Annotated in this window: 17 protein-coding genes; 5 read left to right on the top strand and 12 right to left on the bottom strand. The window is 60.1% G+C overall.

Going from position 1 to position 23768, the window contains the following annotated elements; genetic code table 11:
• Positions 1–57 precede the first annotated feature (57 nt).
• The 6 genes from ACM6G4_RS23225 to ACM6G4_RS23200 form a co-directional block, all read right to left on the bottom strand.
• Positions 58–582 carry a DUF6586 family protein gene (locus ACM6G4_RS23225; protein ID WP_056721996.1) on the bottom strand — a complete coding sequence of 175 codons (525 nt, stop codon included), beginning with the start codon at positions 580–582 and terminating at the stop codon, positions 58–60.
• Between the two features lie 159 nt (positions 583–741).
• On the bottom strand, positions 742–3369 hold the full coding sequence (gene topA, locus ACM6G4_RS23220) for a type I DNA topoisomerase (protein WP_046041393.1): 2628 nt from the start codon (positions 3367–3369) through the stop codon (positions 742–744).
• A gap of 114 nt (positions 3370–3483) precedes the next feature.
• On the bottom strand, positions 3484–3720 hold the full coding sequence (locus ACM6G4_RS23215) for a DUF1653 domain-containing protein (RefSeq protein ID WP_008050054.1): 237 nt from the start codon (positions 3718–3720) through the stop codon (positions 3484–3486).
• Positions 3721–3818: 98 nt separating this feature from the next.
• Positions 3819–4994, bottom strand: a complete 1176-nt coding sequence (gene fadA / locus ACM6G4_RS23210) for an acetyl-CoA C-acyltransferase FadA (RefSeq protein WP_008023006.1) — start codon at positions 4992–4994, stop codon at positions 3819–3821.
• 29 nt (positions 4995–5023) lie between these two features.
• Positions 5024–7171 (bottom strand): fatty acid oxidation complex subunit alpha FadB, encoded by a 2148-nt coding sequence (gene fadB / locus ACM6G4_RS23205; protein ID WP_414914692.1) that lies wholly within the window; start codon positions 7169–7171, stop codon positions 5024–5026.
• A gap of 513 nt (positions 7172–7684) precedes the next feature.
• Positions 7685–8122 (bottom strand): hypothetical protein, encoded by a 438-nt coding sequence (locus ACM6G4_RS23200; protein WP_056721993.1) that lies wholly within the window; start codon positions 8120–8122, stop codon positions 7685–7687.
• Positions 8123–8226: 104 nt separating this feature from the next.
• Here ACM6G4_RS23200 and ACM6G4_RS23195 point away from each other — a divergent pair, with 104 nt between their 5' ends.
• A complete protein-coding gene (locus ACM6G4_RS23195) occupies positions 8227–8667 on the top strand; it encodes a universal stress protein (RefSeq protein WP_007974054.1) in 441 nt (146 codons plus the stop codon).
• Positions 8668–8792: 125 nt separating this feature from the next.
• Here the strand turns inward: ACM6G4_RS23195 and ACM6G4_RS23190 are convergent, their stop codons facing one another.
• Positions 8793–10712 (bottom strand): ATP-binding cassette domain-containing protein, encoded by a 1920-nt coding sequence (locus ACM6G4_RS23190; RefSeq protein ID WP_056721991.1) that lies wholly within the window; start codon positions 10710–10712, stop codon positions 8793–8795.
• Positions 10713–10927: 215 nt separating this feature from the next.
• On the opposite strand from ACM6G4_RS23190, the gene ACM6G4_RS23185 reads away from it, so the two are divergent.
• On the top strand, positions 10928–12856 hold the full coding sequence (locus ACM6G4_RS23185) for a transglycosylase SLT domain-containing protein (protein ID WP_056721990.1): 1929 nt from the start codon (positions 10928–10930) through the stop codon (positions 12854–12856).
• A 54-nt stretch (positions 12857–12910) separates the two neighbouring features.
• Here ACM6G4_RS23185 and ACM6G4_RS23180 read toward each other — a convergent pair whose 3' ends face one another.
• The gene (locus ACM6G4_RS23180) at positions 12911–13954 is read right to left on the bottom strand and encodes a Fic family protein (RefSeq protein ID WP_056722307.1); all 1044 of its coding nucleotides are present in this window, start codon (positions 13952–13954) and stop codon (positions 12911–12913) included.
• Positions 13955–14022: 68 nt separating this feature from the next.
• Positions 14023–15789, bottom strand: coding sequence for an ABC transporter transmembrane domain-containing protein (locus tag ACM6G4_RS23175; protein ID WP_056721988.1), 1767 nt, complete (start codon positions 15787–15789; stop codon positions 14023–14025).
• A gap of 260 nt (positions 15790–16049) precedes the next feature.
• On the opposite strand from ACM6G4_RS23175, the gene ACM6G4_RS23170 reads away from it, so the two are divergent.
• Complete coding sequence (locus ACM6G4_RS23170) at positions 16050–16229, top strand: PA1571 family protein (protein ID WP_046041374.1); 180 nt, start codon at positions 16050–16052, stop codon at positions 16227–16229.
• A 119-nt stretch (positions 16230–16348) separates the two neighbouring features.
• On the opposite strand, the gene pdxB is transcribed toward ACM6G4_RS23170, so the two are convergent.
• The gene (gene pdxB / locus ACM6G4_RS23165) at positions 16349–17491 is read right to left on the bottom strand and encodes a 4-phosphoerythronate dehydrogenase PdxB (RefSeq protein ID WP_414914691.1); all 1143 of its coding nucleotides are present in this window, start codon (positions 17489–17491) and stop codon (positions 16349–16351) included.
• A gap of 282 nt (positions 17492–17773) precedes the next feature.
• On the opposite strand from pdxB, the gene ACM6G4_RS23160 reads away from it, so the two are divergent.
• The gene (locus ACM6G4_RS23160) at positions 17774–19183 is read left to right on the top strand and encodes an MATE family efflux transporter (protein WP_056722306.1); all 1410 of its coding nucleotides are present in this window, start codon (positions 17774–17776) and stop codon (positions 19181–19183) included.
• A gap of 48 nt (positions 19184–19231) precedes the next feature.
• Here ACM6G4_RS23160 and tusA read toward each other — a convergent pair whose 3' ends face one another.
• Together tusA and rlmM are read right to left on the bottom strand one after the other, a co-directional pair.
• Entirely contained in the window at positions 19232–19483 is a 252-nt protein-coding gene (tusA, locus tag ACM6G4_RS23155; protein ID WP_056721984.1) for a sulfurtransferase TusA, read from the bottom strand.
• Between the two features lie 201 nt (positions 19484–19684).
• The gene (gene rlmM, locus ACM6G4_RS23150; RefSeq protein WP_057715663.1) at positions 19685–20758 is read right to left on the bottom strand and encodes a 23S rRNA (cytidine(2498)-2'-O)-methyltransferase RlmM; all 1074 of its coding nucleotides are present in this window, start codon (positions 20756–20758) and stop codon (positions 19685–19687) included.
• 222 nt (positions 20759–20980) lie between these two features.
• On the opposite strand from rlmM, the gene acnA reads away from it, so the two are divergent.
• Entirely contained in the window at positions 20981–23722 is a 2742-nt protein-coding gene (gene acnA, locus ACM6G4_RS23145) for an aconitate hydratase AcnA (RefSeq protein WP_414914690.1), read from the top strand.
• The last annotated feature ends 46 nt before the right edge of the window (positions 23723–23768 follow it).

Here is a 23768-nt window from a genome sequence, read left to right as displayed (position 1 = left end):
GCATCGGCCAGGCTTCGCTCGGGATCTTGACCAGATGCCGTCCCAAAACTGTTTCTGTCAGCACTCGTTCAGGCCTTCGCGAAAGCGGATCGCCAATCCTTTCAGATTCTGACGCCAGCTCTCCAGCTCCTCCCGACTCAGCTCTTGCGGTGCCTCCTCTTCATCCAGATTGACAGCCTGGATCAGAGGTTGGGTCACGTCCCCTTTCGGCTTGTGAGGCGCGCGTGGCGGCTGAAACAATGCAGCATGGGCGGCCAACAGCTTGGCCAGCCAGGTTTCCGGATTATTGGCCAGTTCGACCAGCTCAGCCATTTCCGGAATGGCGATGGTGTCCAGCACCTCGCGAGTCAGCAACATCTCTGCACGGGGAGCATTGGCCTGAGGCAAGCGATAGAAACCGGCGATTTCGTGACACAGGCCCAACAGCGCACCGTACAGGTGAAACAGCGTGGATTCGCGTCCGGCCTGGATCAGCGCCAGCGAATTCATCGCCCGCCCCTCTTCAGTGCGAGCCAGCGCTTCGAGCGACAAGCCGGCGAAATAAATCTTCTGATTGGTGCGGGTATACAGTTCGTGGGCCATGACGGCAGCCTCCACAACGAAATAATTGCTTCATGCAGGTTGGACAGTGTCGAGGATCAGCCGATCCAACCGCAAGCCCCCCCTTCTTTGCAGGAGCACCAAAAAAGGCCGCATGAAAACCCGAGGGTTCTCATGCGGCCTTTTCAGTGCCGCGACGCTTTACGCCTTCGCAGCCGGACGCTTGTCTTCGACCGTCCACTTGCCGCCGTCGTAGAACGCTTTCCAGCCAGTCGGCTTACCGTCGACTTCGGTCTGCACGTACTGCTCCTTGGTCTTGCGACTGTAACGAATCACAGTCGGGAGGCCATCCGGATCTTTCTTCGGTGCTTCGCAGAGGAAGTGATACTTCGGATCGATCTCGTCCTTGTGCGGGATGATTTCCATCACCAGCGGAGCACGGGTCTCGCGGTTTTTCGGGAACTGGCTGGCGGCCAGGAACAGACCGGATGCACCGTCGCGCAGGATGTAGGTGTCGTTGACCTTTTCGCATTTCAGCTCAGGCATCTTCACCGGATCCATCTTCGGCGGCGCCGCATCACCGCTCTTCAGCAGCTTGCGGGTGTTCTTGCAAGTAGCATTGGTGCAACCGAAGAACTTGCCGAAACGGCCGGTCTTGAGCTGCATCTCGCTACCGCACTTGTCGCACTCCAGGCTCGGACCTTCATAGCCCTTGATGCGATAAGTGCCCTCTTCGATTTCGTAGCCATCGCAATCCGGGTTGTTACCGCAGATGTGCAGCTTGCGCTTTTCATCGAGCAGGTAGGCATCCATCGCCGTGCTGCAGATCGGGCAGCGATGCTTGCCACGCAACACCAGCGACTCCGACTCACCCTCGTCGTCCGCGGCGATTTCGTCGCCCGGCACCAGGTTGACGGTGGCCTTGCAGCGCTCTTTCGGCGGCAGGCTGTAGCCCGAGCAACCGAGGAACACACCGGTCGACGCGGTACGGATCTGCATCGGCCGGCCGCAGGTGGTGCACGGAATGTCAGTCATGACGGGCTGGTTGGCGCGCATGCCGTGTTCCGGGCTTTCGGCTACTTCGAGTTTCTTCTTGAAGTCGCCGTAGAACTCGTCGAGCACGTTTTTCCAGTCGCGTTCGCCCTGGGCCACGTCATCGAGATGCTCTTCCATGCCGGCGGTGAAACCGTAGTCCATCAGGTTGGAGAAGCTCTCCGCCAGACGCTCGGTGACGATGTCACCCATCTTCTCCGAGTAGAAACGACGGTTGTGCAGCGCCACGTAGCCGCGGTCCTGGATGGTCGAAATGATCGCCGCGTAGGTCGAAGGACGACCGATGCCGCGTTTTTCCATTTCTTTTACCAGGCTGGCTTCCGAGTAACGCGCCGGCGGCTTGGTGAAGTGCTGGGTCGGATCAAGCTTGATCAGCTTCATCGCGTCGCCCTGGGCCATGTCCGGCAGTACGTCGTCATCGCCTGGCTTGGCGATTTGCGGCATGACGCGGGTGTAACCGTCGAACTTCAGGATGCGGCCCTTGGCGCGCAGCTCGAAGTCGCCGGCACCCACAGTGACCGTGGTCGACAGGTATTGCGCCGGCAGCATCTGGCAAGCGAGGAACTGGCGCCAGATGAGCTCGTAGAGGCGCTCAGCGTCACGCTCCATGCCCGACAGCTTGCTTGGCTCGGTATTGGCGTCGGACGGACGAATCGCTTCGTGAGCCTCTTGTGCGCCTTCCTTGCTGCTGTAGACGTTCGGGGTTTCCGGCAGGTACTTCTTGCCGAACTCGCCTTCAATATAGGTACGCGCCATCGCCACGGCATCAACCGAAAGGTTGGTGGAGTCGGTACGCATATAAGTGATGTAGCCGGCTTCGTACAAACGTTGGGCCATCATCATGGTTTTCTTCACACCGAAGCCCAGGCGGTTACTCGCGGCCTGTTGCAGGGTGGAGGTGATGAACGGCGCCGACGGCTTGCTGCTGGTCGGTTTGTCTTCGCGCTTGACGATGCTGTAGCTGGAAGCCTTGAGCTTCTCCAGTGCAGCCATGGCCTGGGTTTCGTTGAGCGGCTTGAAGGCTTCGCCCTTTTCGCGAGCCACGTCGAAACGCACGGTCGCGCCTTTGGCGGTGCCGAGGTCGGCGTGGACTTCCCAGTACTCTTCCGGGATGAACGCACGGATTTCACGTTCGCGCTCGACCACCAGCTTCACGGCAACCGATTGCACGCGACCGGCAGACAGACCGCGAGCGATCTTGGCCCACAGCAGCGGCGAAACCATGTAGCCCACGACGCGGTCGAGGAAACGACGCGCCTGCTGGGCGTTAACGCGGTCGATATCCAGTTCGCCTGGCTTCGAGAAGGCTTCCTGGATCGCCTTCTTGGTAATTTCGTTGAACACCACGCGCTTGTAGCGGGTGTCGTCACCACCGATGGCTTCGCGCAGGTGCCAGGCAATGGCTTCCCCCTCGCGGTCCAAGTCGGTTGCGAGATAGATGGTGTCAGCATCCTTGGCGAGCCGGCGCAGCTCTTCGATGACCTTTTCCTTGCCCGGGAGGATCTCGTACTTGGCTTTCCAGCCATGGTCCGGATCGACCCCCATGCGAGCGACCAGCTGCTTGCGCGCTTTTTCTTTCGGCGACAGTGCCGGCACTTCACCCGCGGCAGCCTTGCCGCGCTTGGCGGCTGGCTCTTTGCTGGCGCTAGCCGAACCGCTGGTGGGCAGGTCTCGGATATGGCCGATACTCGACTTCACCACGTATTCGTTGCCCAAATACTTGTTGATGGTCTTGGCCTTAGCCGGGGATTCCACAATGACCAGCGATTTGCCCATGGATCAGAAAATTCCTGAATTCGAGAAGTGAAAGGCGGTTGGCGCCTGACGCGGCACCGCTATATATAGTGGCAACAAGGTGAGGTCAAGCGCAGGGTTTTGCGCGCACCCAGCTTATGGCTTGTTGAAAAGGCTTTCTTCGGCCTGCACCAAAGCAAAGCGTGGCACCTGTTCGCCGTCAACTTCGACGGACTCCAGGAACATGCTCAAGGGACGCACCCAAAAGCCGTAATCGCCATACAGGGCTTGATAGAAGACCACTTCTTCTTCGGTTTCCGAATGCCGCGCAACACTGAATACGCGGTACTGCGGACCTTTGTAATGTTGGTAGAGCCCAGGTTGTATCGGCATGCTTTGGCCCTCACTGAATTTTTTCAAAATAAAAACAAAAATAAATCCGGAAAAACAAAAACCGGGGCACTTGGCCCCGGCTTCCATCAACGAGACGCTTAAACGCGTTCGAAGACGGTGGAGATGCCTTGGCCGAGACCAATGCACATGGTGGCTACCCCGAAGGTACCGCCATTCTGCTTCATCACATTGAGCAAAGTGCCGGAGATACGCGCACCGGAGCAACCGAACGGGTGGCCCAGGGCGATCGCGCCGCCGTGCAGGTTAACCTTCTCGTTCATCTTGTCGAGCACTTTCAGATCTTTCAGCACTGGCAAGGCCTGTGCGGCGAAAGCTTCGTTGAGCTCGAAGAAGTCGATGTCGGAGATACCCAGACCCGCGCGCTTCAATGCTTTTTGTGTGGCCGGTACTGGACCATAGCCCATGATTGCCGGATCCACACCTGCCACCGCCATCGAACGAATCACCGCCAGAGGCTGGATGCCCAGGTCCTGTGCGCGCTGCGCCGACATCACGATCATGCACGAGGCACCATCGGTGATCTGCGACGAGGTACCGGCTGTCACGGTGCCGCCCTTCGGATTGAACGCCGGCTTCAGAGCCGCCAGGCTTTCCAGGGTGGTTTCCGGACGAATGGTTTCGTCGTAGTCGAAGGTTTTCAGGAAACCGTTCTCGTCGTAGCCCTGCATCGGGATGATTTCGTCCTTGAACTTGCCTTCCACGGTCGCCTTGTGGGCGAGTTGGTGGGAGCGCACGCCGAAAGCATCCTGCTGCTCGCGAGTGATGCCGTGCATCTTGCCCAGCATTTCCGCGGTCAGGCCCATCATGCCCGAGGCTTTCGCCGCGTACAGCGACATGTGCGGGTTCGGATCGACACCGTGCATCATGCTCACGTGACCCATATGCTCGACGCCGCCCACCACGAAAACGTCACCGTTGCCGGTCATGATCGCTTGCGCGGCAGTGTGCAGTGCGCTCATGGACGAGCCGCACAGGCGGCTGACGGTCTGGCCGGCCGAGGTGTGCGGGATCTGGGTCATCAGCGACGCCATGCGCGCGATATTCCAGCCCTGCTCCAGGGTCTGGTTCACACAGCCCCAGATCACGTCTTCGACTTCGTTCGGGTCGACCTTGACGTTACGTTCCAGCAGTTTGCTGATCAGGTGCGCCGACATGTCTTCGGCGCGGGTGTTGCGGTGCATGCCGCCCTTGGAGCGGCCCATCGGAGTACGACCGAAGTCGACAATCACGACGTCTCTAGGATTCAAGCTCATAAGTTCACTCTCACTCTAGTTGGGGGCGCTTAACCGAAGAAACTCTGGCCGTTCTTGGCCATTTCGCGCAGCTTCGCGGTCGGGTGGTACAGCGCGCCCAAGTCAGCGTACTGGTCAGCCAGGGCAACGAACTCTGCCACACCGATCGAGTCGATGTAGCGCAGCGCACCGCCACGGAATGGAGGGAAACCGATACCGTAGACCAGACCCATGTCGGCTTCGGCAGCGGTTTCGACGATGCCGTCTTCCAGGCAACGCACGGTTTCCAGGCACAGCGGGATCATCATCCAGTTGATGATGTCTTCGTCGGTGACTTCGCGCTGCTCGTAAACGATCGGCTTGAGCACTTCCAGTACCGAAGGATCGGCGACTTTCTTCTGCTTGCCTTTCTTGTCGGTCTCGTAGGCGTAGAAGCCCTTGCCGTTCTTCTGGCCCAGGCGCTTGGCTTCGTAGAGCACGTCGACGGCCGAGCGACGGTCGTCCTTCATGCGGTCCGGGAAGCCTTCAGCCATCACGTCACGACCGTGGTGACCGGTGTCGATGCCGACCACGTCCATCAGGTAGGCCGGGCCCATAGGCCAGCCGAATTTTTCCATGACCTTGTCGATACGGACGAAGTCCACACCGGCGCTGACCAGCTTGGCGAAACCGCCGAAGTACGGGAACAGGACACGGTTGACCAGGAAGCCCGGGCAGTCGTTGACGACGATCGGGTTCTTGCCCATTTTCTTGGCGTAGGCAACGGTGGTGGCAACCGCCAACTCGCTGGACTTCTCGCCACGGATCACTTCCACCAGCGGCATCATGTGCACCGGGTTGAAGAAGTGCATGCCGACGAAGTTTTCCGGACGCTTGAGGGCCTTGGCCAGCAAGGTGATGGAAATGGTCGAGGTGTTGGACGCCAGGATGGTGTCCTCCTTGACCTTGTCTTCGACTTCAGCCAGTACCGCTTGCTTGACCTTCGGGTTCTCGACGACCGCTTCGACCACCAGGTCCACGTGACCGAAATCACCGTAGGACAGGGTAGGACGAATGCCATTGAGCACTTCAGCCATTTTCGCGGCGGTCATGCGACCTTTGTCAACGCGGCCAACCAGCAGTTTGGCGGCTTCGGCCAGACCCTGCTCGATACCGTGCTCGTTGATGTCCTTCATCAGGATCGGCGTGCCTTTGGAAGCCGACTGATAGGCGATACCGCCGCCCATGATGCCGGCGCCCAGTACGGCAGCCTGCTTCACGTCCTTGGCGATTTCGTCGTAGGCCTTGGCCTTTTTCTTCAGTTCCTGATCGTTCAGGAACAAGCCGATCAAGCTCTGCGCGGCAGAGGTCTTGGCCAGCTTGACGAAACCGGCAGCCTCGATTTCCAGCGCCTTGTCGCGACCGAAGTTCGCGGCTTTCTGGATGGTCTTGATCGCTTCAACCGGCGCCGGGTAGTTCGGGCCAGCCTGGCCAGCAATGAAACCCTTGGCGGTTTCGAAAGCCATCATTTGTTCGATGGCGTTCAGCTTGAGTTTTTCCAGCTTCGGCTGGCGCTTGGCCTTGTAGTCGAACTCGCCGGAGATGGCGCGCTTGATCAGTTCCAGCGCGGCGTTCTGCAGCTGCTCAGGAGCTACCACTGCGTCGACGGCGCCGACTTTCAGCGCGTCTTCAGGACGGTTTTCCTTGCCGGCGGCAATCCACTCGATGGCGTTGTCGGCACCGATCAGGCGCGGCAGGCGCACAGTACCGCCGAAGCCCGGGTAGATGCCCAGCTTGACTTCCGGCAGACCGATCTTGGCCTTGGTGGACATGACGCGGTAGTCCGCCGCCAGGCACATTTCCAGACCGCCACCCAATGCGATGCCGTTGATGGCAACAACAGTCGGGACGTTGAGGTCTTCGAAATCGCTGAAAATCTTGTTGGCTTCGAGGTTGCCAGCAACAAGTTCTGCATCCGGCAGCTTGAAGTTGTCGACAAATTCGGTGATGTCGGCGCCGACGATGAACACGTCCTTGCCACTGCTGACGATCACGCCCTTGATCGAAGCATCTGCCTTGATGGTGTCTACGGCCTGACGCAGTTCGTTCAGGGTTAGACGGTTGAACTTGTTGACGGACTCACCCTTGAGGTCGAACTTCAGTTCGACGATGCCACTTTCAAGAGCCTTAACCGTGATGGCTTTACCTTCGTAAATCATCAACTGATCTCCACGATATGGAAGCTGAACAGTACACGTCGGACGCAGGCGAACGGCTTGGCAGGGACGTTGATCGTCAATGCTACGCCCATTCCCCCGGCACACCCGCCAACGCGATAGTCGGGATTCTGTAGGAGCGGTCTGAAATACAAACGCTCAATTCATACGCCCGTTTGATTTGGGTACGTCACCTTCACGGAATTTCCGACAATTGTCAATCGCCCAAAACACGGGTTGAAACGCGACTTTCCGGTCATATCCGTACTGCGAAGACCTTAAACACGCCGAAACATGCAAGGTCATTCATAGAATCAATTGTTAGAAAATTCGCCCTAATTCGCTGCAGCCCGTGTTTAACAAGCTACGCTGGCGAAACTTGGAGGAAAATTGTGAACGCTTTTGGCGAATGCCCAGCGTAAGATCAGCCAACACCGATTACCGGCCTGCCTGGCCAACCCGCCCGATGATTTTGTCGGGCTTTTTATTGCCTGATGATTTTTACTGGCTGCGGTGTCAGGCCAGCGCCTTGAGGGTGGCATCGATCCGTTGCAAAACCTCGGCCTCGCCCTTCTCGCCCCAATACAAGGCGATTATTTGCTTGTCGGCCTCGACCTTGAAGACATTGCCTGGCAATTTTTCGAAATGATCGAGCAACGAACGATCTTCACAGATTTCCTGCCACTGATTGACCCAGACACCCGGTGATTTTTGCCAGTAACTCCAGCACGCCGGCTGACGGCCGCGCCGCGGACGATGGTACTGGGCGCAAGGGCTCGGCGGCTCCTGGCTGAGCCAGTGTGGCCACTCCTGAGGTGCCAATTGCATGGCCAGTCCGATGCGCCGGGCCTCCATCCGCAAGGCTATGCGCCCGCTCTGAACTCGCGACGGCCGCAACCATGCCAGTGGGCTCAGCACCACCAACAGGATTGACACTACTATCCAGACCGTCATATCTGTACTCCCGAATTTGAATGAGCCCATTGTGTCACTTTGGAACCAATGCGCTTGAAACCAGCCATACTTACCAATATTGCATCCCTCAGGAGGAGCACCTCATGCCCTACAACCATATTCTGGTCGCTGTAGATCTGACCGAAGAGTGCGACCCTGTGATTCACCGCGCTCGCGAACTGTCGGTGAGCAACGGTGCGAAATTGTCGCTGGTGCACATTGTCGAGCCGATGGCGATGGCCTTCGGCGGCGACGTGCCGATGGACCTGTCACAACTGCAACAACAGCAGTTCGATCAGGCCAAGGAGCGTCTTGACCGCCTGATCCTGAAATATCCGGAGCTCTCCAGGGAATACAGCCACCTGACCTACGGCCAGCCACGCCAGGAGATCCACCACCTGGCCAAGGAGCAAACCTGCGACCTGATCGTGGTGGGCAGCCATGGCCGGCACGGCCTGGCACTGCTGCTGGGCTCCACCGCCAATGACGTGCTGCACGGCGCGCCTTGCGATGTGCTTGCTGTACGCCTGCAAACCAAAAGCTGACAACACAAATCATTGTGGGAGCGGGCTTGCTCCCACATTGGATCTACGGCAGCCCGCAGATCGCATTGCATATGAAAAGCCCGGCGTTCATCACTGAGCGCCGGGCTTTTTTATTGCAGGATCAATCAGGCATCCAGCTCGGCCCAACGCTCGACCATGATGTCGAGCTCAGCCTGCAATTGCTCCAACTGAGCAATCACCGCTGCCGTTTCGGCCGCAGGACGCTGGTAGAAACCGGCATCCGCCATCTGCGCTTCAACGGCGGCAATCTGCTGCTCCATGGCTTCGATCTGCCCCGGCAACGCTTCCAGCTCGCGCTGCAACTTGTAGCTGAGCTTTTTCTTTGCCACTGGCGCTTCGACCGCTGCCGCAACCGGCGCAGGCTCGGCCTTCACCACCGCGGAGTTCAGGTCGGCCTTGCCGGACTTGCTCTCGGTCACGCCCAGCAGGCGCGGCGAGCCGCCCTGACGCAGCCAGTCCTGATAGCCACCGACGTACTCGCGAACCTTGCCTTCACCTTCGAAGACCAGAGTGCTGGTAACCACGTTGTCGAGGAATGCCCGGTCGTGGCTGACCATCAGTACGGTGCCGTTGAAGGTCAGCAAGACCTCTTCGAGCAATTCGAGGGTTTCGACGTCGAGGTCGTTGGTCGGTTCGTCGAGTACCAGCAGGTTCGCCGGCTTGCTGAACAGCTTGGCCAGCAACAGACGGGCACGCTCACCACCGGACAGCGCCTTGACCGGCGTGCGGGCACGCTGCGGGCTGAACAGGAAGTCGCCGAGGTAGCTCAGCACGTGGCGGCTCTGGCCATCGATATCGATGAAGTCGCGACCTTCGGCCACGTTGTCGATCACGGTCTTTTCCAGGTCCAGCTGATGGCGCAACTGGTCGAAGTAGGCGACATCGATCCGGGTGCCCTCTTCCACTTTGCCGCTGGTCGGTTGCAGACCGCTGAGCATCAACTTCAGCAACGTGGTCTTGCCGGTACCGTTGGCGCCAAGCAGGCCGATACGGTCGCCACGCTGCAGCACCATGGAGAAGTCCTTGATCAGGAACGGCCCGCCCGGGTGAGCGAAGCTCACATTCTCGAGCACCATGACCTGCTTGCCGGACTTGTCGGCGGTATCGAGCTGAATGTTGGCCTTGCCGGTACGCTCACGACGCTCGCTACGCTCGACGCGCAAGGCTTTCAGTGCACGGACACGACCTTCGTTACGGGTGCGACGGGCCTTGATGCCCTGGCGAATCCACACTTCTTCCTGGGCCAGGCGCTTGTCGAACAGCGCGTTGGCAGTGGCTTCGGCAGCGAGTTCAGCTTCCTTGTGCACCAGGAAGCTGGCGTAGTCGCCGTTCCAGTCGATCAGGCCACCGCGATCCAGTTCGAGGATGCGGGTTGCCAGGTTCTGCAGGAAAGAACGGTCGTGCGTGATGAACAGCACGGCGCCCTGGAAATCCTTCAGCGCTTCTTCAAGCCAGGCGATGGCACCGATGTCCAGGTGGTTGGTCGGTTCGTCGAGCAGCAGCAGGTCCGGCTCGGACACCAGGGCCTGGGCCAGCAGGACGCGACGACGCCAGCCGCCGGATAACTCGGCGAGGGTCTTGTCGGCCGGCAGTTGCAGGCGGCTCAAGGTGCTGTCGACGAGGGTCTGCAAACGCCAGCCATCGCGGGCTTCGAGGTCGTGCTGGACGTGCATCAGTTTGTCCAGATCGGCGTCGGTGACGATATTCTGGCTCAGGTGGTGATATTCGGCGAGCAAGGCGCCAACACCATCCAGGCCTTCGGCCACTACGTCGAACACTGTCCGCTCGTCGGCCACCGGCAATTCTTGCGGCAATTCGCCGATCTTGAGCCCGGGTGCGCGCCAAACGGAGCCGTCATCGGGCTTCTGGTCGCCCTTGACGAGCTTCATCATGCTGGACTTGCCAGTGCCGTTGCGGCCGATGATGCACACCCGCTCACCACGGGCGATCTGCCAGGACACCTTGTCCAACAACGGCATAGCGCCGAAAGCAAGGGACACATCGCTGAATTTGAGCAGGGTCATGAGCTTCTCCAAAAACCGGGCGCGCATTCTACCTGACTTGAGGCTTCAGAAGGCCGGCAATTTCACTCTCGCAGCACTCTGAAGGACAAATGTTGCGAACTGATGCGGTAAGACCCGCAAAGCTTTCACCGGCTGCTGGCAAAAGGCTAAGCTACAGACAATTCAGCGCGGGCCTGGCCCGCGCTTGTCATGATTTTTCTCTGCCCGGACGTCTCATGCGCAGTCGCCTTTTCAATCTTTTATCTGCTTTTTTACTGTCTGCCGCTGCCGTTCAATCCGCCCAGGCGGTGGACCTGTCCACCCAACGCCAGTATTACGATGAAGCCAAGCGCGCCCTGGCCAAGGGCGATAGCGGCCCGTATTTCCGTTACAGCCAGGCCCTCGCCGATTATCCGCTGGAACCCTACCTGGCGTACGACGAGCTGACCGCGCGCCTGAAAACCGCGAGCAACGCCGAAATCGAGAAATTCCTCGCCGAACACGGCGACCTGCCCCAGGCCAACTGGATGAAACTGCGCTGGTTGCGCTGGCTGGCAGACCGGGGCGATTGGGCGACCTTCGTCAAGTATTACGACCCGAAAATGAACTTCACCGAACTGGACTGCCTGAATGCGCAGTACCAGATCAGCCACAACCTCAAGGCCGAAGGTTATGCCAACACTGAAAAGCTCTGGCTGACCGGCAAATCCCAGCCCGAAGCCTGCGATGCCCTGTTCGGCATGTGGGCCGCCGATGGCCAGTTGACCGAGCAAAAACGCTGGGAACGCGCGAAACTCGCCGCCCAGGCGCGCAACTATCCGCTGGCCAACAGCCTGGTCAATGGCATGACCACCCTCGCACCTCGCGGTCGCTTGCTGGTGGACGTGGCGCAGAAACCGGAACTGCTCAACCAGCCGTCACGCTTCGCCCCGGCCGATGAAGCCATGTCCGACGTGGTCAGCCTCGGCCTGCGCCGCCTGGCTCGCCAGGATCCGGACAGGGCCATGAACCTGCTCGACGGTTACGCCAGCAGCATGCATTTCTCCCGGGATGAAAAAGTCGCGATCGCCCGGGAAATCGGGCTGAGCCTCGCCAAACGTTTCGACGGTCGTGCCCTGGACGTCATGACCAAATACGATCCGGAACTGCGCGACAACACGGTTTCCGAATGGCGCCTGCGCCTGCTCCTGCGCCTGGCGCGCTGGGACGATGCCTACCAGTTGACCCGCCGCCTGCCCCAGGACCTGGCCACCACCAACCGCTGGCGTTACTGGCAGGCCCGCAGCCTGGAACTGGCGCAACCGCAGAATCCGGAAGCGCAGACACTCTATAAAAACCTGGCCCGCGAACGCGACTTCTATGGCTTCCTCGCCGCCGATCGCTCACAGTCGCCCTACTCGCTGCTCAACAAACCGCTGGTACTCAGCCAGGCCACCATCAACAAGGTGCGCAACACTCCCGGCGTGCGTCGCGCCCTTGAACTGCACGCTCGCGGGCAAATTGTCGACGGTCGCCGCGAGTGGTACCACGTCAGCCGCCACTTCAGCCGCGACGAGATGGTCGCCCAGGCCAAACTGGCCTACGACCTGAAATGGTATTTCCCGGCGATCCGCACCATCAGTCAGGCCCAGTATTGGGATGACCTGGATATCCGTTTCCCGATGGCCCACCGCAATACGCTGGTGCGTGAAGCGAAGAACCGCGGCCTGCATCCGAGCTGGGCGTTCGCCATCACCCGCCAGGAAAGTGCGTTCATGGACGACGCCCGCTCCGGGGTCGGCGCCTCGGGCCTGATGCAACTGATGCCCGCCACCGCCAAGGAAACCGCGCGCAAGTTCAGCATTCCCTACAGCTCGCCACAGCAACTGCTGGATCCGGACAAGAACATCCAGCTCGGCGCCGCGTATCTGAGCCAGGTGCACAGCCAGTTCAACGGCAACCGCGTCCTCGCCTCCGCCGCCTACAACGCCGGCCCCGGCCGAGTGCGCCAATGGCTGCGCGGCGCCGATCACTTGAGTTTCGACGTGTGGGTGGAAAGCATTCCGTTCGACGAAACCCGCCAGTATGTGCAAAACGTGCTGTCGTATTCGGTGATCTATGGCGAGAAGCTCAATTCACCACAGCCGATCGTGGACTGGCATGAGCGGTATTTCGACGATCAATGATTCAAATCGACCCGCAAAAAAAGCCCGCATCACAGATGCGGGCTTTTTTGTTGCTCAGAATTTCTTTGCCGACTTGAGCCGTGCGAAGACCTGTTTTCCAAGCTGGGTCAGGCGATACTTTTGTGCTGGACTACTTGGCGACTCAGGATGGGTCATCTCTATCCATTCGACCGCTAATGCAGGCCTGAGATAGTTAGTCCGAAAGGTCGCCTTGTGCACCAATCCGATGTCAGCCATCAATTCGCTGATCTTTCGCGGACCGTTAAGATGCAGCGCAGAAAGCAACTTCTCTACTGGGTCGCTTACTGGGTCGGTTACTGGGTCGATTTCTGGCTCACCCTGTACCGCCTCCGATAGTGCAAGGCTCATGGCTCGCAACATGAACTCTACGAAAGGCGTTGATTCGGCCAAAAGATCGGCCGCCGACAATGCCGCGTAGTACGCCTCCTGCTGATCCCGAATCACGGCCTCAACCGGCAAATAAGATAATACCGGGCGCCACTGACTGAGTATCAGGGTTTGCCAAAGGCGTCCCATACGTCCGTTACCGTCAGCGAAGGGATGGATGAACTCAAATTCATAATGAAAGACGCAGCTGGTAATCAGCGGATGCCAGTCCGAGGCACCAAGCCACGCCAACAAATCATCAATCAAGTGCACAACGCGACTCGGCGGCGGCGCCATATGGATCAACTTATCGCCACGATAGATACCCACGCCGGTTCGACGAAACTGCCCGTATTCATCAATCAATCCGCCCATCAGCAATTCATGGGCACGCAGTAAATCGGTCCGGCTACTTGGCTGCCAATCAGGCATGGCTTCGTAAGCAGCAAACGCATTTCGTACTTCCTGGATTTCCCGAGGCAACCCCAGCACACGCTGCCCTGCCAGAACGGCAGTCACCTGCTCGATGCTCAGCGAATTGTTTTCGATGGCCAAAGAAGCCTGAATCGTTCGAATCCGATTGCCACGACGTAACTGAGGTGTCTGCAGGCGTTCGTCCATAGCCGTAAGCTGACCGATCTGTTCGCTGATATCGGCGATCAGCGACAACATTTTCGTCGTCAAGGTCAGCGGTGGTTGATAACGGCTCATATCCTCATCCGGGCTCATAACAGAGGACGACATAATGCCCGAACCGGGCGTCATTCATCAGTAGTCATTCATGCCGCTTCATGTCCATCACTAAACTGCAACGCCGCCAACCGCGCATACAACGCATTACTGGCGATAAGCTCCTGATGCGTGCCCACCGCTACCAGCTTCCCCTGATCCATCACTGCGATGCGATCGGCGTTTTTCACCGTGGCCAGGCGATGGGCTATCACCAGGGTGGTGCGGTTTTTCATCAGGCTTGGCAGCGCCTGCTGGATCAGGTGTTCGCTCTGGGCATCGAGGGCGCTGGTGGCTTCGTCCAGGAGCAGGATCGGCGCGTCCACCAGCAACGCGCGGGCGATGGCCAGGCGTTGGCGCTGGCCACCGGACAAGCCGAGACCGCCGTCCCCCAGATGAGTCTGGTAACCGTTGGGCATGGCTTCGATAAAGTCATGGGCGTAAGCGATTTTTGCCGCCTCCTGCACCTCGGCCAAGGTCGCCTGTGGATTGCCGTAGCGAATGTTTTCTTCAATGCTGCCGAAAAACAGCGCCGGGGTTTGCGACACCAGGGCGAAACAGCGGCGCAGGTCCAGCGGGTCGAGTTGAGTCAATGGCACGCCATCGAGCAGGATGCGCCCTTCGGCCGGGTCGTAAAATCGCAGCAGCAAGTCATACACCGTGGATTTACCGGCCCCTGATGGCCCGACCAGCGCCAGCGTCTCACCAGCATTGACGGTCAGGCTCAAGCCGTCGACAGCATAGCTTTGCGGCCGCGACGGGTAGGAAAAACGCACATTGTGCAGTTGCAACTGGCCTTCGACACGCTCGGGCAGTTTCACCGCGCCCGCCACTGGCGCCAGGATGATGTTTTCTGAGCGCAGCAACTCGGCAATCCGCTCGGCCGCGCCGGCTGCCCGCTGCAACTCGCCAATCACTTCGCTCAAGGTACCGAACGCGCTGCCGACGATCAGGCTGTAGAACACGAACGCCGCCAGCTCGCCGGCGGAAATCCGCCCGGCGATGACGTCCATGCCGCCGACCCAGAGCATCACCCCGACCGCGCCCAATACCAGCACGATCACCAGGGTAATCAGCCATGCCCGCTGGAAGATGCGCTTGCGTGCGGTGTTGAACGCCTCTTCCACGGTCACGGCAAACCGGCGCTCGTCCTGGGCCTGATGGTTGTAGGCCTGCACGGTCTTGATCTGGCCCAGGGTTTCGGACACATAGCTGCCGATATCGGCAATCCGGTCCTGGCTCAGGCGTGAGAGGTTACGCACCCGGCGCCCGAAGATCAGGATCGGCGCGATCACCAGGGGCAAGGCAACCACCACGATGCTGGTGAGCTTGGGGTTGGTGATGAACAACAGGATGATCCCGCCGATCACCATCAACAGATTGCGCAGGAACAACGACAGCGAAGAGCCGATGACCGATTGCAGCAGCGTGGTGTCGGCGGTCAGGCGGGACTGGATTTCCGAGCTGCGATTGTCTTCGTAAAACCCCGGATGCAGGTAAATCAGGTGATTGAACACGTTGCGGCGGATGTCGGCGACGCAGCGCTCGCCGATCCACGACACCAGGTAAAACCGTGCAAAGGTTCCGATCGCCAACCCCGCCACCAGTACCATGAACAGACCGATGGACTGATTGAGCAGGTGCGGTGACTGGGTCATGAACCCCTTGTCCACCAGCAGGCGGATGCCCTGCCCCATGGACAAGGTGATGCCGGCGGTGGCGATCAACGCCAGCAAGGCGCCAATGGCCTGCCAGCGATACGGCGCAATGAAACGGCTGGCCAGGCGAATGGCACGGCGGTGACGGGCAGAGAGCATCGTAATTATCCTGGACAAGGCAGTCATTAGGGTCAGCCTATACCGCTCAATGGGGTGGCTCGCTGCAAATCACAATGAGTCCGGTTGATTATGTCCACCAACACTAGAGGCTAGACGCTATTGGTCTAAAGTTCGGGTAGCCAGGCGAAGGCATTTCTGCTGGACTGGTTCTGTCCCCCCGGAAAGATCGCAGGGAGTTGTCATAGCCCGGTCACCTGGCGGTTCTACAGTGAGCTAACAACCTGATGAGGAGACAGGCCATGTCCTTGCAACACAGCAGCGATGACAAGATTCAAGTGATCCGCACGCAACCAGACCAGTCTCTGGGTTGCTCGATTATTGACGAGCAGGGTCGCGAAGTACCGATCACTGAAGAAATGATCCAGAAAGCTTGCAGCGAACTGGAAAAGCGATTGGTCAAACCTGCCGAACAAAAGTGATATAGCCACCGTCTTCTTGACCCGGCCCATTGTTGGCCGGGTTTTTTATGCCTGCTTATCCAATCCGGGACTGTGGCGCGCCCTTCGCGAGCAAGCCCGCGATAAGGCCAATGCGGTCTTTAAACCAGTGTCGCTCCCAACGCCGCCACAATCCTCTGCAACTGCGGCGCATCCCCCTCGATCCGCACCTGCAACCCGTCGATCTCGCGGCGCGACGGGTATTGCTTGCGCAACACATCGAATGCCGCACGCTGCTCGCTGACACTGCCGACAAGGCTGCGACGGAAATCGGCATCGTCACGACGCGGGTCATACACGCCACGGCACAGCATCGCCAACGCCCAGGCCGGGTCGCTTTGGGCATTGAGGGTCACGTGCGAAAGCCACGGTGCCGGTAGCAAATCGCCCAGGCTGACGCGGGCCGGTTGCCCGAGGAAATCGCAATACGCCTGATAAATCTGCGCGGTGCCCCGCTGCTTGCCGTCGAGGCTGTAACCGGCAATGTGTGGCGTTGCCAGCACGCAGAGCTCGGCCAGCGCCACGTCGACCTCAGGCTCGCCTTCCCAGACATCGAGCACTGCTTGCAGGTCTTCGCGCTCCAGCAGCACATCGCGCAGTGCCGCGTTGTTGACCACCGGCCCGCGACTGGCGTTGATCAGCCAGGTGCCGGACCGGAGCCGGTTCAAGCGTTGTTCATCGAACAAGTGCCAGGTCGATTGCTGGCCCTGCTTAGTCAATGGCGTGTGCAGGCTGATGACGTCGCACTCATCGATGATCTGCTCGAGGTTGACGTAATCCCCTCCTTGCGCCGCTTGCCGAGGTGGATCGCACACCAGCACTTTCCAGCCCAGGCCTTGCAGGACCTTGACCAGCCGCCCACCCACTTCGCCAGCACCAACCACCCCGTAAGTACGCCGGGTCAGGTCGACGCCTTCGATTTCGGCCAGGGTCAGCAGGCTGCCGAGCACATAGTCGACCACGCCACGGGCATTGCAGCCCGGTGCGCTGGACCAGGTGATGCCGGCCTGTTTGAAGTAATTCAGGTCCAGATGATCGGTGCCGATGGTGCACGTACCGACAAAGCGCACCTTGCTGCCCTCGAGCAGCGCGCGATTGACGTTGGTCACCGAACGCACCAACAGAACATCGGCCTGCTCGACCGTGGCGCGGTCGATGGCACGACCCGGTACCCGGCGGATTTCGCCGAAACCCTCGAAGAAGGCATCGAGCAGGGGGATATTTTCGTCGGCAACAATCAGCATGGCAGGCTCCTTTGGCGGATCGGCAGTTTAGGCGTAGATGCGGGTGGTGGGCCAGCGGGCATTGTTCACTTGTGTCTGAAGCGCAAGTTACTTTGTGGGAGCGGGCTTGCTCGCGAAAGCAGTGTGCCAGGCAACATTAATGGTGACTGACACTCCCCCTTCGCGAGCAAACCCGCTCCCACAGGTTTTGATTACAAATCGGTAACACGGGTCTTTTCCTGACTGCCGCGTCAACGCGTAGAATGCGCGCCTGTGCATCAATACCTTTTGGACGTTTCGCCATTGAATCCTGTAATTGAGAATACCGCCGCCATTGCTCCGGCGCGGACGACCCCCGTTCGCCTGGAGCTAAAAGGCCTGCTCAGCCTGGCCCTGCCGATCATGATCGCGCAACTGGCCACCACGGCCATGGGCTTCGTCGATGCGGTGATGGCCGGCCGCGTCAGCCCACGGGACCTGGCCTCGGTGGCCTTGGGCAATTCGATCTGGATTCCGGTCTACCTGTTGATGTCCGGCGTCCTGCTGGCCACCACCCCCAAGGTCGCGCAACGCTTTGGCGCCGGGCAACTTGACGAAATCGGCCCGCTGGTACGCCAGGCGCTGTGGCTGGCACTGTGTGTCGGGTTGATCGGCAGTGGCCTGCTGCTCGGCGCCGAGCCAATCCTGCACTGGATGAAAGTCGATCCGCAATTGATCGAGCCGAGCATGGGGTACCTGCACGGGATCGCCTTCGGCTTGCCGGGCATGGCGTTTTATTACGTGCTGCGCTGCTACAGCGATGGCATGGGCCGTACCCGCCCGAGCATGGTCATCGGCTTGTGCGGGCTACTGCTGAACATCCCGTTGAACTACACGTTGATCTATGGCCATTTCGGCGCACCGGCCCTGGGCGGCGTCGGGTGCGGCTGGGCCAGCGGCATTGTGATGTGGTTCATGGCGTTGAGCATGGCCGGCTGGACCTTCTGGGCCCCCTTCTATGCCCGCACCCGTGTGCTGGTACGCTTCGACCGCCCGAAATGGGCCGTGATCAAGCGTCTGGTCAGCATTGGCCTGCCGATCGGTATCGCCGTGTTCGCCGAGTCCAGCATCTTCGCGGTCATTGCCCTGTTGATCGGCAGTCTTGGCTCCACCGTGGTGGCCGGGCATCAAATCGCCCTGAATATCAGCTCGTTGCTGTTCATGATTCCTTATTCGCTGGGCATGGCGGTGACCGTGCGCGTCGGCCAGGCACTGGGAGCCGGTAATCCCTGGCAGGCGCGCTTCGCGGCGAAGGTCGGGCTCGGCGCGGCACTGGTGTTCGCGGCGTTCTCGGCGGCCCTGATCCTGCTCCTGCGCGAACCTATCGCGTCGATCTACACGCCTGACAAGGCCGTGATCCAGATTGCGTCGATGTTGATTGTGTACGCCGCGCTGTACCAGTTTTCCGATGCCATCCAGGTGATCTGCGCGGGTGCGCTGCGTGGATACCAGGACACCCGGGTGACGATGATCCTGACCTTGTTCGCCTATTGGGGCATCGGCCTGCCGGTCGGCTACGTGCTGGGACTGACCGACTTGTTCGGTCCGGCCAGCGGCCCGAGCGGGCTGTGGGAAGGTTTAATTGCCGGTTTGAGCTGTGCGGCGCTGATGCTGTCGATCCGCCTGACGCTCAGTGCGCGCCGACGGATTCGTAACAGCCGCTCGGCGGGTTGATTGCACAAACAAAAAGACCTGCTTTTGCAGGTCTTTTTTTGGCTACCGTTAAACAGACTTCTTGCGAATCCAGTAGAGGTAGGTGCCCTCATCTTCGTGCTGCGCCACCAGTTCATGGTCGAGAAACACGCAGAACTTGGGAATGTCGCGACGGGTCGAGGGGTCGGTGGCGATTACTTTGAGCAGACCGCCGGGCACCAGGTCACGGATGTGCTGGTGCAGCATCATCACCGGCTCGGGGCAGTTGAGGCCGGTGGCGTCGAGGGTGCCGTCTACCGGCGTATCAAGCATTTCACTCATGATTCACTCCTGAAACTGGCCGGCATTGTCGCGCATTACCCGGTTTGTGGCGAGGGAGCTTGCTCCCGCTGGGCTGCCAAGCAGCCCTAAAGTCAGCTATCAGCTATTGGTTGTGCCTGACACACCACATACACAGGTTTTTCGACGGCTTCGCCGCCGAGCGGGAGCAAGCTCCCTCGCCACAAAAGCCATGGATGGAAATCAGCGGGACTTGGGCTTCTTCACATCCAGCCGGCGCAAGTGGCAAGTCACTTCTTCGCGGTCGTGGTACAGCTGCTTGCAGCCAATCTCCACCTTGATGCCCCGGGCCTTGAAGCCATCGGCAATGCGCTCGAGCAAGCGCTTCACTTCGGCATAGCGCTGTTTCATCGGCAGCTTGAGGTTGACCACCGCCTCGCGGCAGTGGCCGTCGCCGATCCACTCTTCCAGCATCGCGGCGTTGCGCGCCGGCTTCTCGACGATGTCGCAGACCATCCAGTCCACCGGCTGCTTGGGCTTGAAGGTGAAACCGTCAGCCATCAAGTGCTGCACCAGACCGGTGTCCATCAGGCTTTCGGCCATCGGGCCGTTGTCGATGGCGGTCACCAGCATACCGCGGTTGACCAGTTGCCAGGTCCAGCCACCGGGGGCGGCACCCAGGTCAACGCCGGTCATGTCGCCATGCAGGCGTTCGTCCCACTGATCGCGCGGGATGAAGTGGTGCCAGGCCTCTTCCAGCTTCAGCGTCGAGCGGCTCGGGGCCTCGCGGGGGAACTTCAAACGGGGAATGCCCATCGGCCACATCGCCGAGTTGTTCGACTCCGCCAGGCCCATGAACACTTCGCGGCCGCTCTTGAACGTCAACAGCAAACGCGGTTTGTGGGCATCTTCCACCAGCTTGCCGGCCGCCATCAGTGCCTTGCGCAGATGCACTTCGAATTTCTTGCAGAAGTTCGACAGTTCCTTGCCGTCGTTGGTGTCGACCATTTCCAGCCACAGGCTGCCGCACAGCGGAAAGTCCGCCATATGCGCAAGGATCACACTGATGCGGTCGGTTTCCGGCAGATCGATGAAGATCCCCCGAGCCCACTGGCGCGGGAAGATCAGCTCGGCGAAACGCTGCCCGCGCATCAGGCGCTCGGCGCCGTCTTCTTCGGTGCAGACAAACTCGGCGCAGGCAGTTGCCGCCTTGGCCTTGGCATATCCGGCCACGTTCAAGCGCGCGGCGAGGTCGGAAATCTCGGAACAGACTTCGCCTTCGAAGCCCGGCCGGCAATGCATAAAGAGGGTGTTCATTCTTACTCCTGGGCAATGGCGAGGAATTTCGGCCACTGCGCGATGCCCAGGCTTGCGTTGAAGCAAAGCCTGTCACGAAAACCCGCGCATGATAGCCGACTTCGGAACCCCGGACTCAGCGATAGAGTCCAGTTATTAGCCTTAAGCAGCAAAGAGGACTAGGTTTAGTCCTCTGCCCGTCCCCTCTGTCCGTAGCCGTGCGGACTCAAAGGAGTGATCGCAATGCCGTCCCTCGATAGCCTGAATACGCTCAAGACCCTGCAAGTCGGCAACAAGACCTACCACTACTTCAGCCTGCCCGATGCCGCCAAAAGCCTGGGCGACCTGGACAAGCTGCCGATGTCGTTGAAAGTCCTGCTGGAAAACCTGCTGCGCTGGGAGGACGAAAAAACCGTCACCGGCGCCGACCTCAAGGCACTGGCCGCGTGGCTCAAGGAGCGTCGCTCCGACCGCGAAATCCAGTACCGCCCGGCGCGGGTGCTGATGCAGGACTTCACCGGTGTACCGGCGGTGGTCGACCTGGCCGCCATGCGTGCGGCGATGGCCAAGGCCGGCGGCAATCCGCAGCGGATCAACCCGCTGTCGCCGGTGGACCTGGTGATCGACCACTCGGTGATGGTCGACAAGTTCGCCAGCAGCAGCGCCTTCGAGCAGAACGTCGACATTGAAATGCAACGCAATGGCGAACGTTATGCGTTCCTGCGCTGGGGTCAGAGTGCCTTCGACAATTTCAGCGTAGTGCCGCCGGGCACCGGGATCTGCCACCAGGTGAATCTTGAATACCTCGCCCGCACCGTCTGGACCAAGGACGAGGACGGCCGCACCTATGCCTTCCCCGACACCCTGGTGGGCACCGATTCCCACACCACCATGATCAACGGCCTCGGTGTGCTTGGCTGGGGCGTCGGCGGTATCGAGGCGGAAGCGGCGATGCTCGGGCAACCCGTGTCGATGCTGATTCCCGAAGTCATCGGTTTCAAACTCACCGGCAGGCTCAAGGAAGGCATCACCGCCACCGACCTGGTGCTGACTGTGACCCAGATGCTGCGCAAGAAAGGCGTGGTGGGCAAATTCGTCGAATTCTACGGCGATGGCCTTGCCGACCTGCCCCTGGCCGACCGCGCGACCATCGCCAACATGGCCCCGGAATACGGCGCCACCTGCGGTTTCTTCCCGGTGGACGACATTACGCTGGAATACCTGCGCCTGTCCGGCCGGCCCCTGGAAACGGTGCAACTGGTGGAGGCCTACAGCAAGGCCCAGGGCCTGTGGCGCCTGCCCGGCCAGGAACCCGCCTTCACCGACAGCCTGGCGCTGGACATGGCCAGCGTTGAAGCCAGCCTCGCCGGACCAAAACGTCCACAGGACCGGGTGTCGCTGCCCAACGTCGCGCAAGCATTCAGCGACTTCACCGACCTGCAATTCAAGCCCACCAGCAAGGAAGAAGGCCGCCTGGAAAGCGAAGGCGGTGGCGGTGTTGCCGTCGGCAATGCCGATATGGCCGGCGAAGCGGATTACGACTACGAAGGCCAGACCTATCGCCTGAAAAACGGCGCCGTGGTCATCGCCGCGATCACCTCCTGCACCAACACCTCCAACCCCAGCGTGATGATGGCGGCCGGGCTGGTGGCGAAGAAGGCTGTGGAAAAAGGCCTGAAACGCAAACCCTGGGTGAAGAGCTCGCTGGCCCCCGGCTCGAAAGTGGTGACCGACTACTATAAGGCGGCCGGCCTGACCCAATACCTCGATGAATTGGGCTTTGCCCTGGTCGGCTATGGCTGCACCACCTGCATCGGCAACTCCGGGCCGCTGTCGGAGCCCATTGAGAAAGCCATCCAGCAAGCCGACCTCACCGTGGCCTCCGTACTCTCGGGCAATCGCAACTTCGAAGGCCGGGTGCATCCGCTGGTGAAAACCAACTGGCTGGCCTCCCCGCCGCTGGTGGTGGCCTACGCGCTGGCCGGCACGGTGCGCACCGACCTCACCCGCGAGCCGCTAGGCGATGACAAGGATGGCAACCCGGTTTACCTGCGGGACATCTGGCCAAGCAGCAAGGAAATTGCCGACGCCGTGAATCAGGTGAACACCGCCATGTTCCACAAGGAATACGCCGAAGTGTTTGCCGGTGACGCGCAATGGCAGGCGATCAAGGTTCCGCAGGCGGCGACCTATGTCTGGCAGGACGACTCGACCTACATCCAGCATCCGCCGTTCTTCGACGACATCGGCGGCCCGCCGCCCGTGGTCAAGGATGTCAGCGGCGCCAGGATCCTCGCACTGCTGGGCGACTCGGTGACCACCGACCACATCTCCCCGGCCGGCAACATCAAGGTCGACAGCCCGGCAGGGCAATACCTGCGCGACAAAGGCGTGGAACCGCGAGACTTCAACTCCTATGGCTCGCGGCGTGGCAACCATGAAGTGATGATGCGCGGCACCTTCGCCAATATCCGCATACGCAACGAAATGCTCGGCGGCGAGGAAGGCGGCAACACCCGCTACATTCCCACCGGCGAAAAAATGTCGATCTACGACGCCGCCATGCGCTATCAGGCTTCAGGTACACCACTGGTGGTGATCGCCGGCCAGGAATACGGCACCGGCTCGAGTCGCGACTGGGCCGCCAAGGGCACCAACCTGCTAGGGGTGAAAGCGGTCGTCGCCGAAAGCTTCGAACGAATTCACCGCTCCAACCTGGTGGGCATGGGCGTGCTGCCGTTGCAGTTCAAGCTGGATCAGAACCGCAAGAGCCTGAACCTGGGTGGCAGCGAGACCCTGGACATCCTCGGCTTGACCGGCGTCGAGCTGACACCACGGATGAACCTGACGCTGGTCATCACCCGCGAAGACGGCAGCAGCGAGAAGATCGAGGTGTTGTGCCGCATCGATACGCTCAATGAGGTGGAGTACTTCAAGTCGGGGGGGATTTTGCATTATGTGTTGCGGCAGTTGATTGCTTCGTAACGGACGACCGACACAAACACCGCCTTCGGGCGGTGTTTGTATTTGG

The sequence above is a fragment of the Pseudomonas sp. IT-P258 genome, from assembly GCF_949767825.1.
Taxonomy (GTDB): Bacteria; Pseudomonadota; Gammaproteobacteria; order Pseudomonadales; family Pseudomonadaceae; genus Aquipseudomonas; species Aquipseudomonas monachiensis.
Note: the sequence above shows the minus strand (reverse complement) of the source record. Positions and strands in the feature narration are given on the sequence as shown.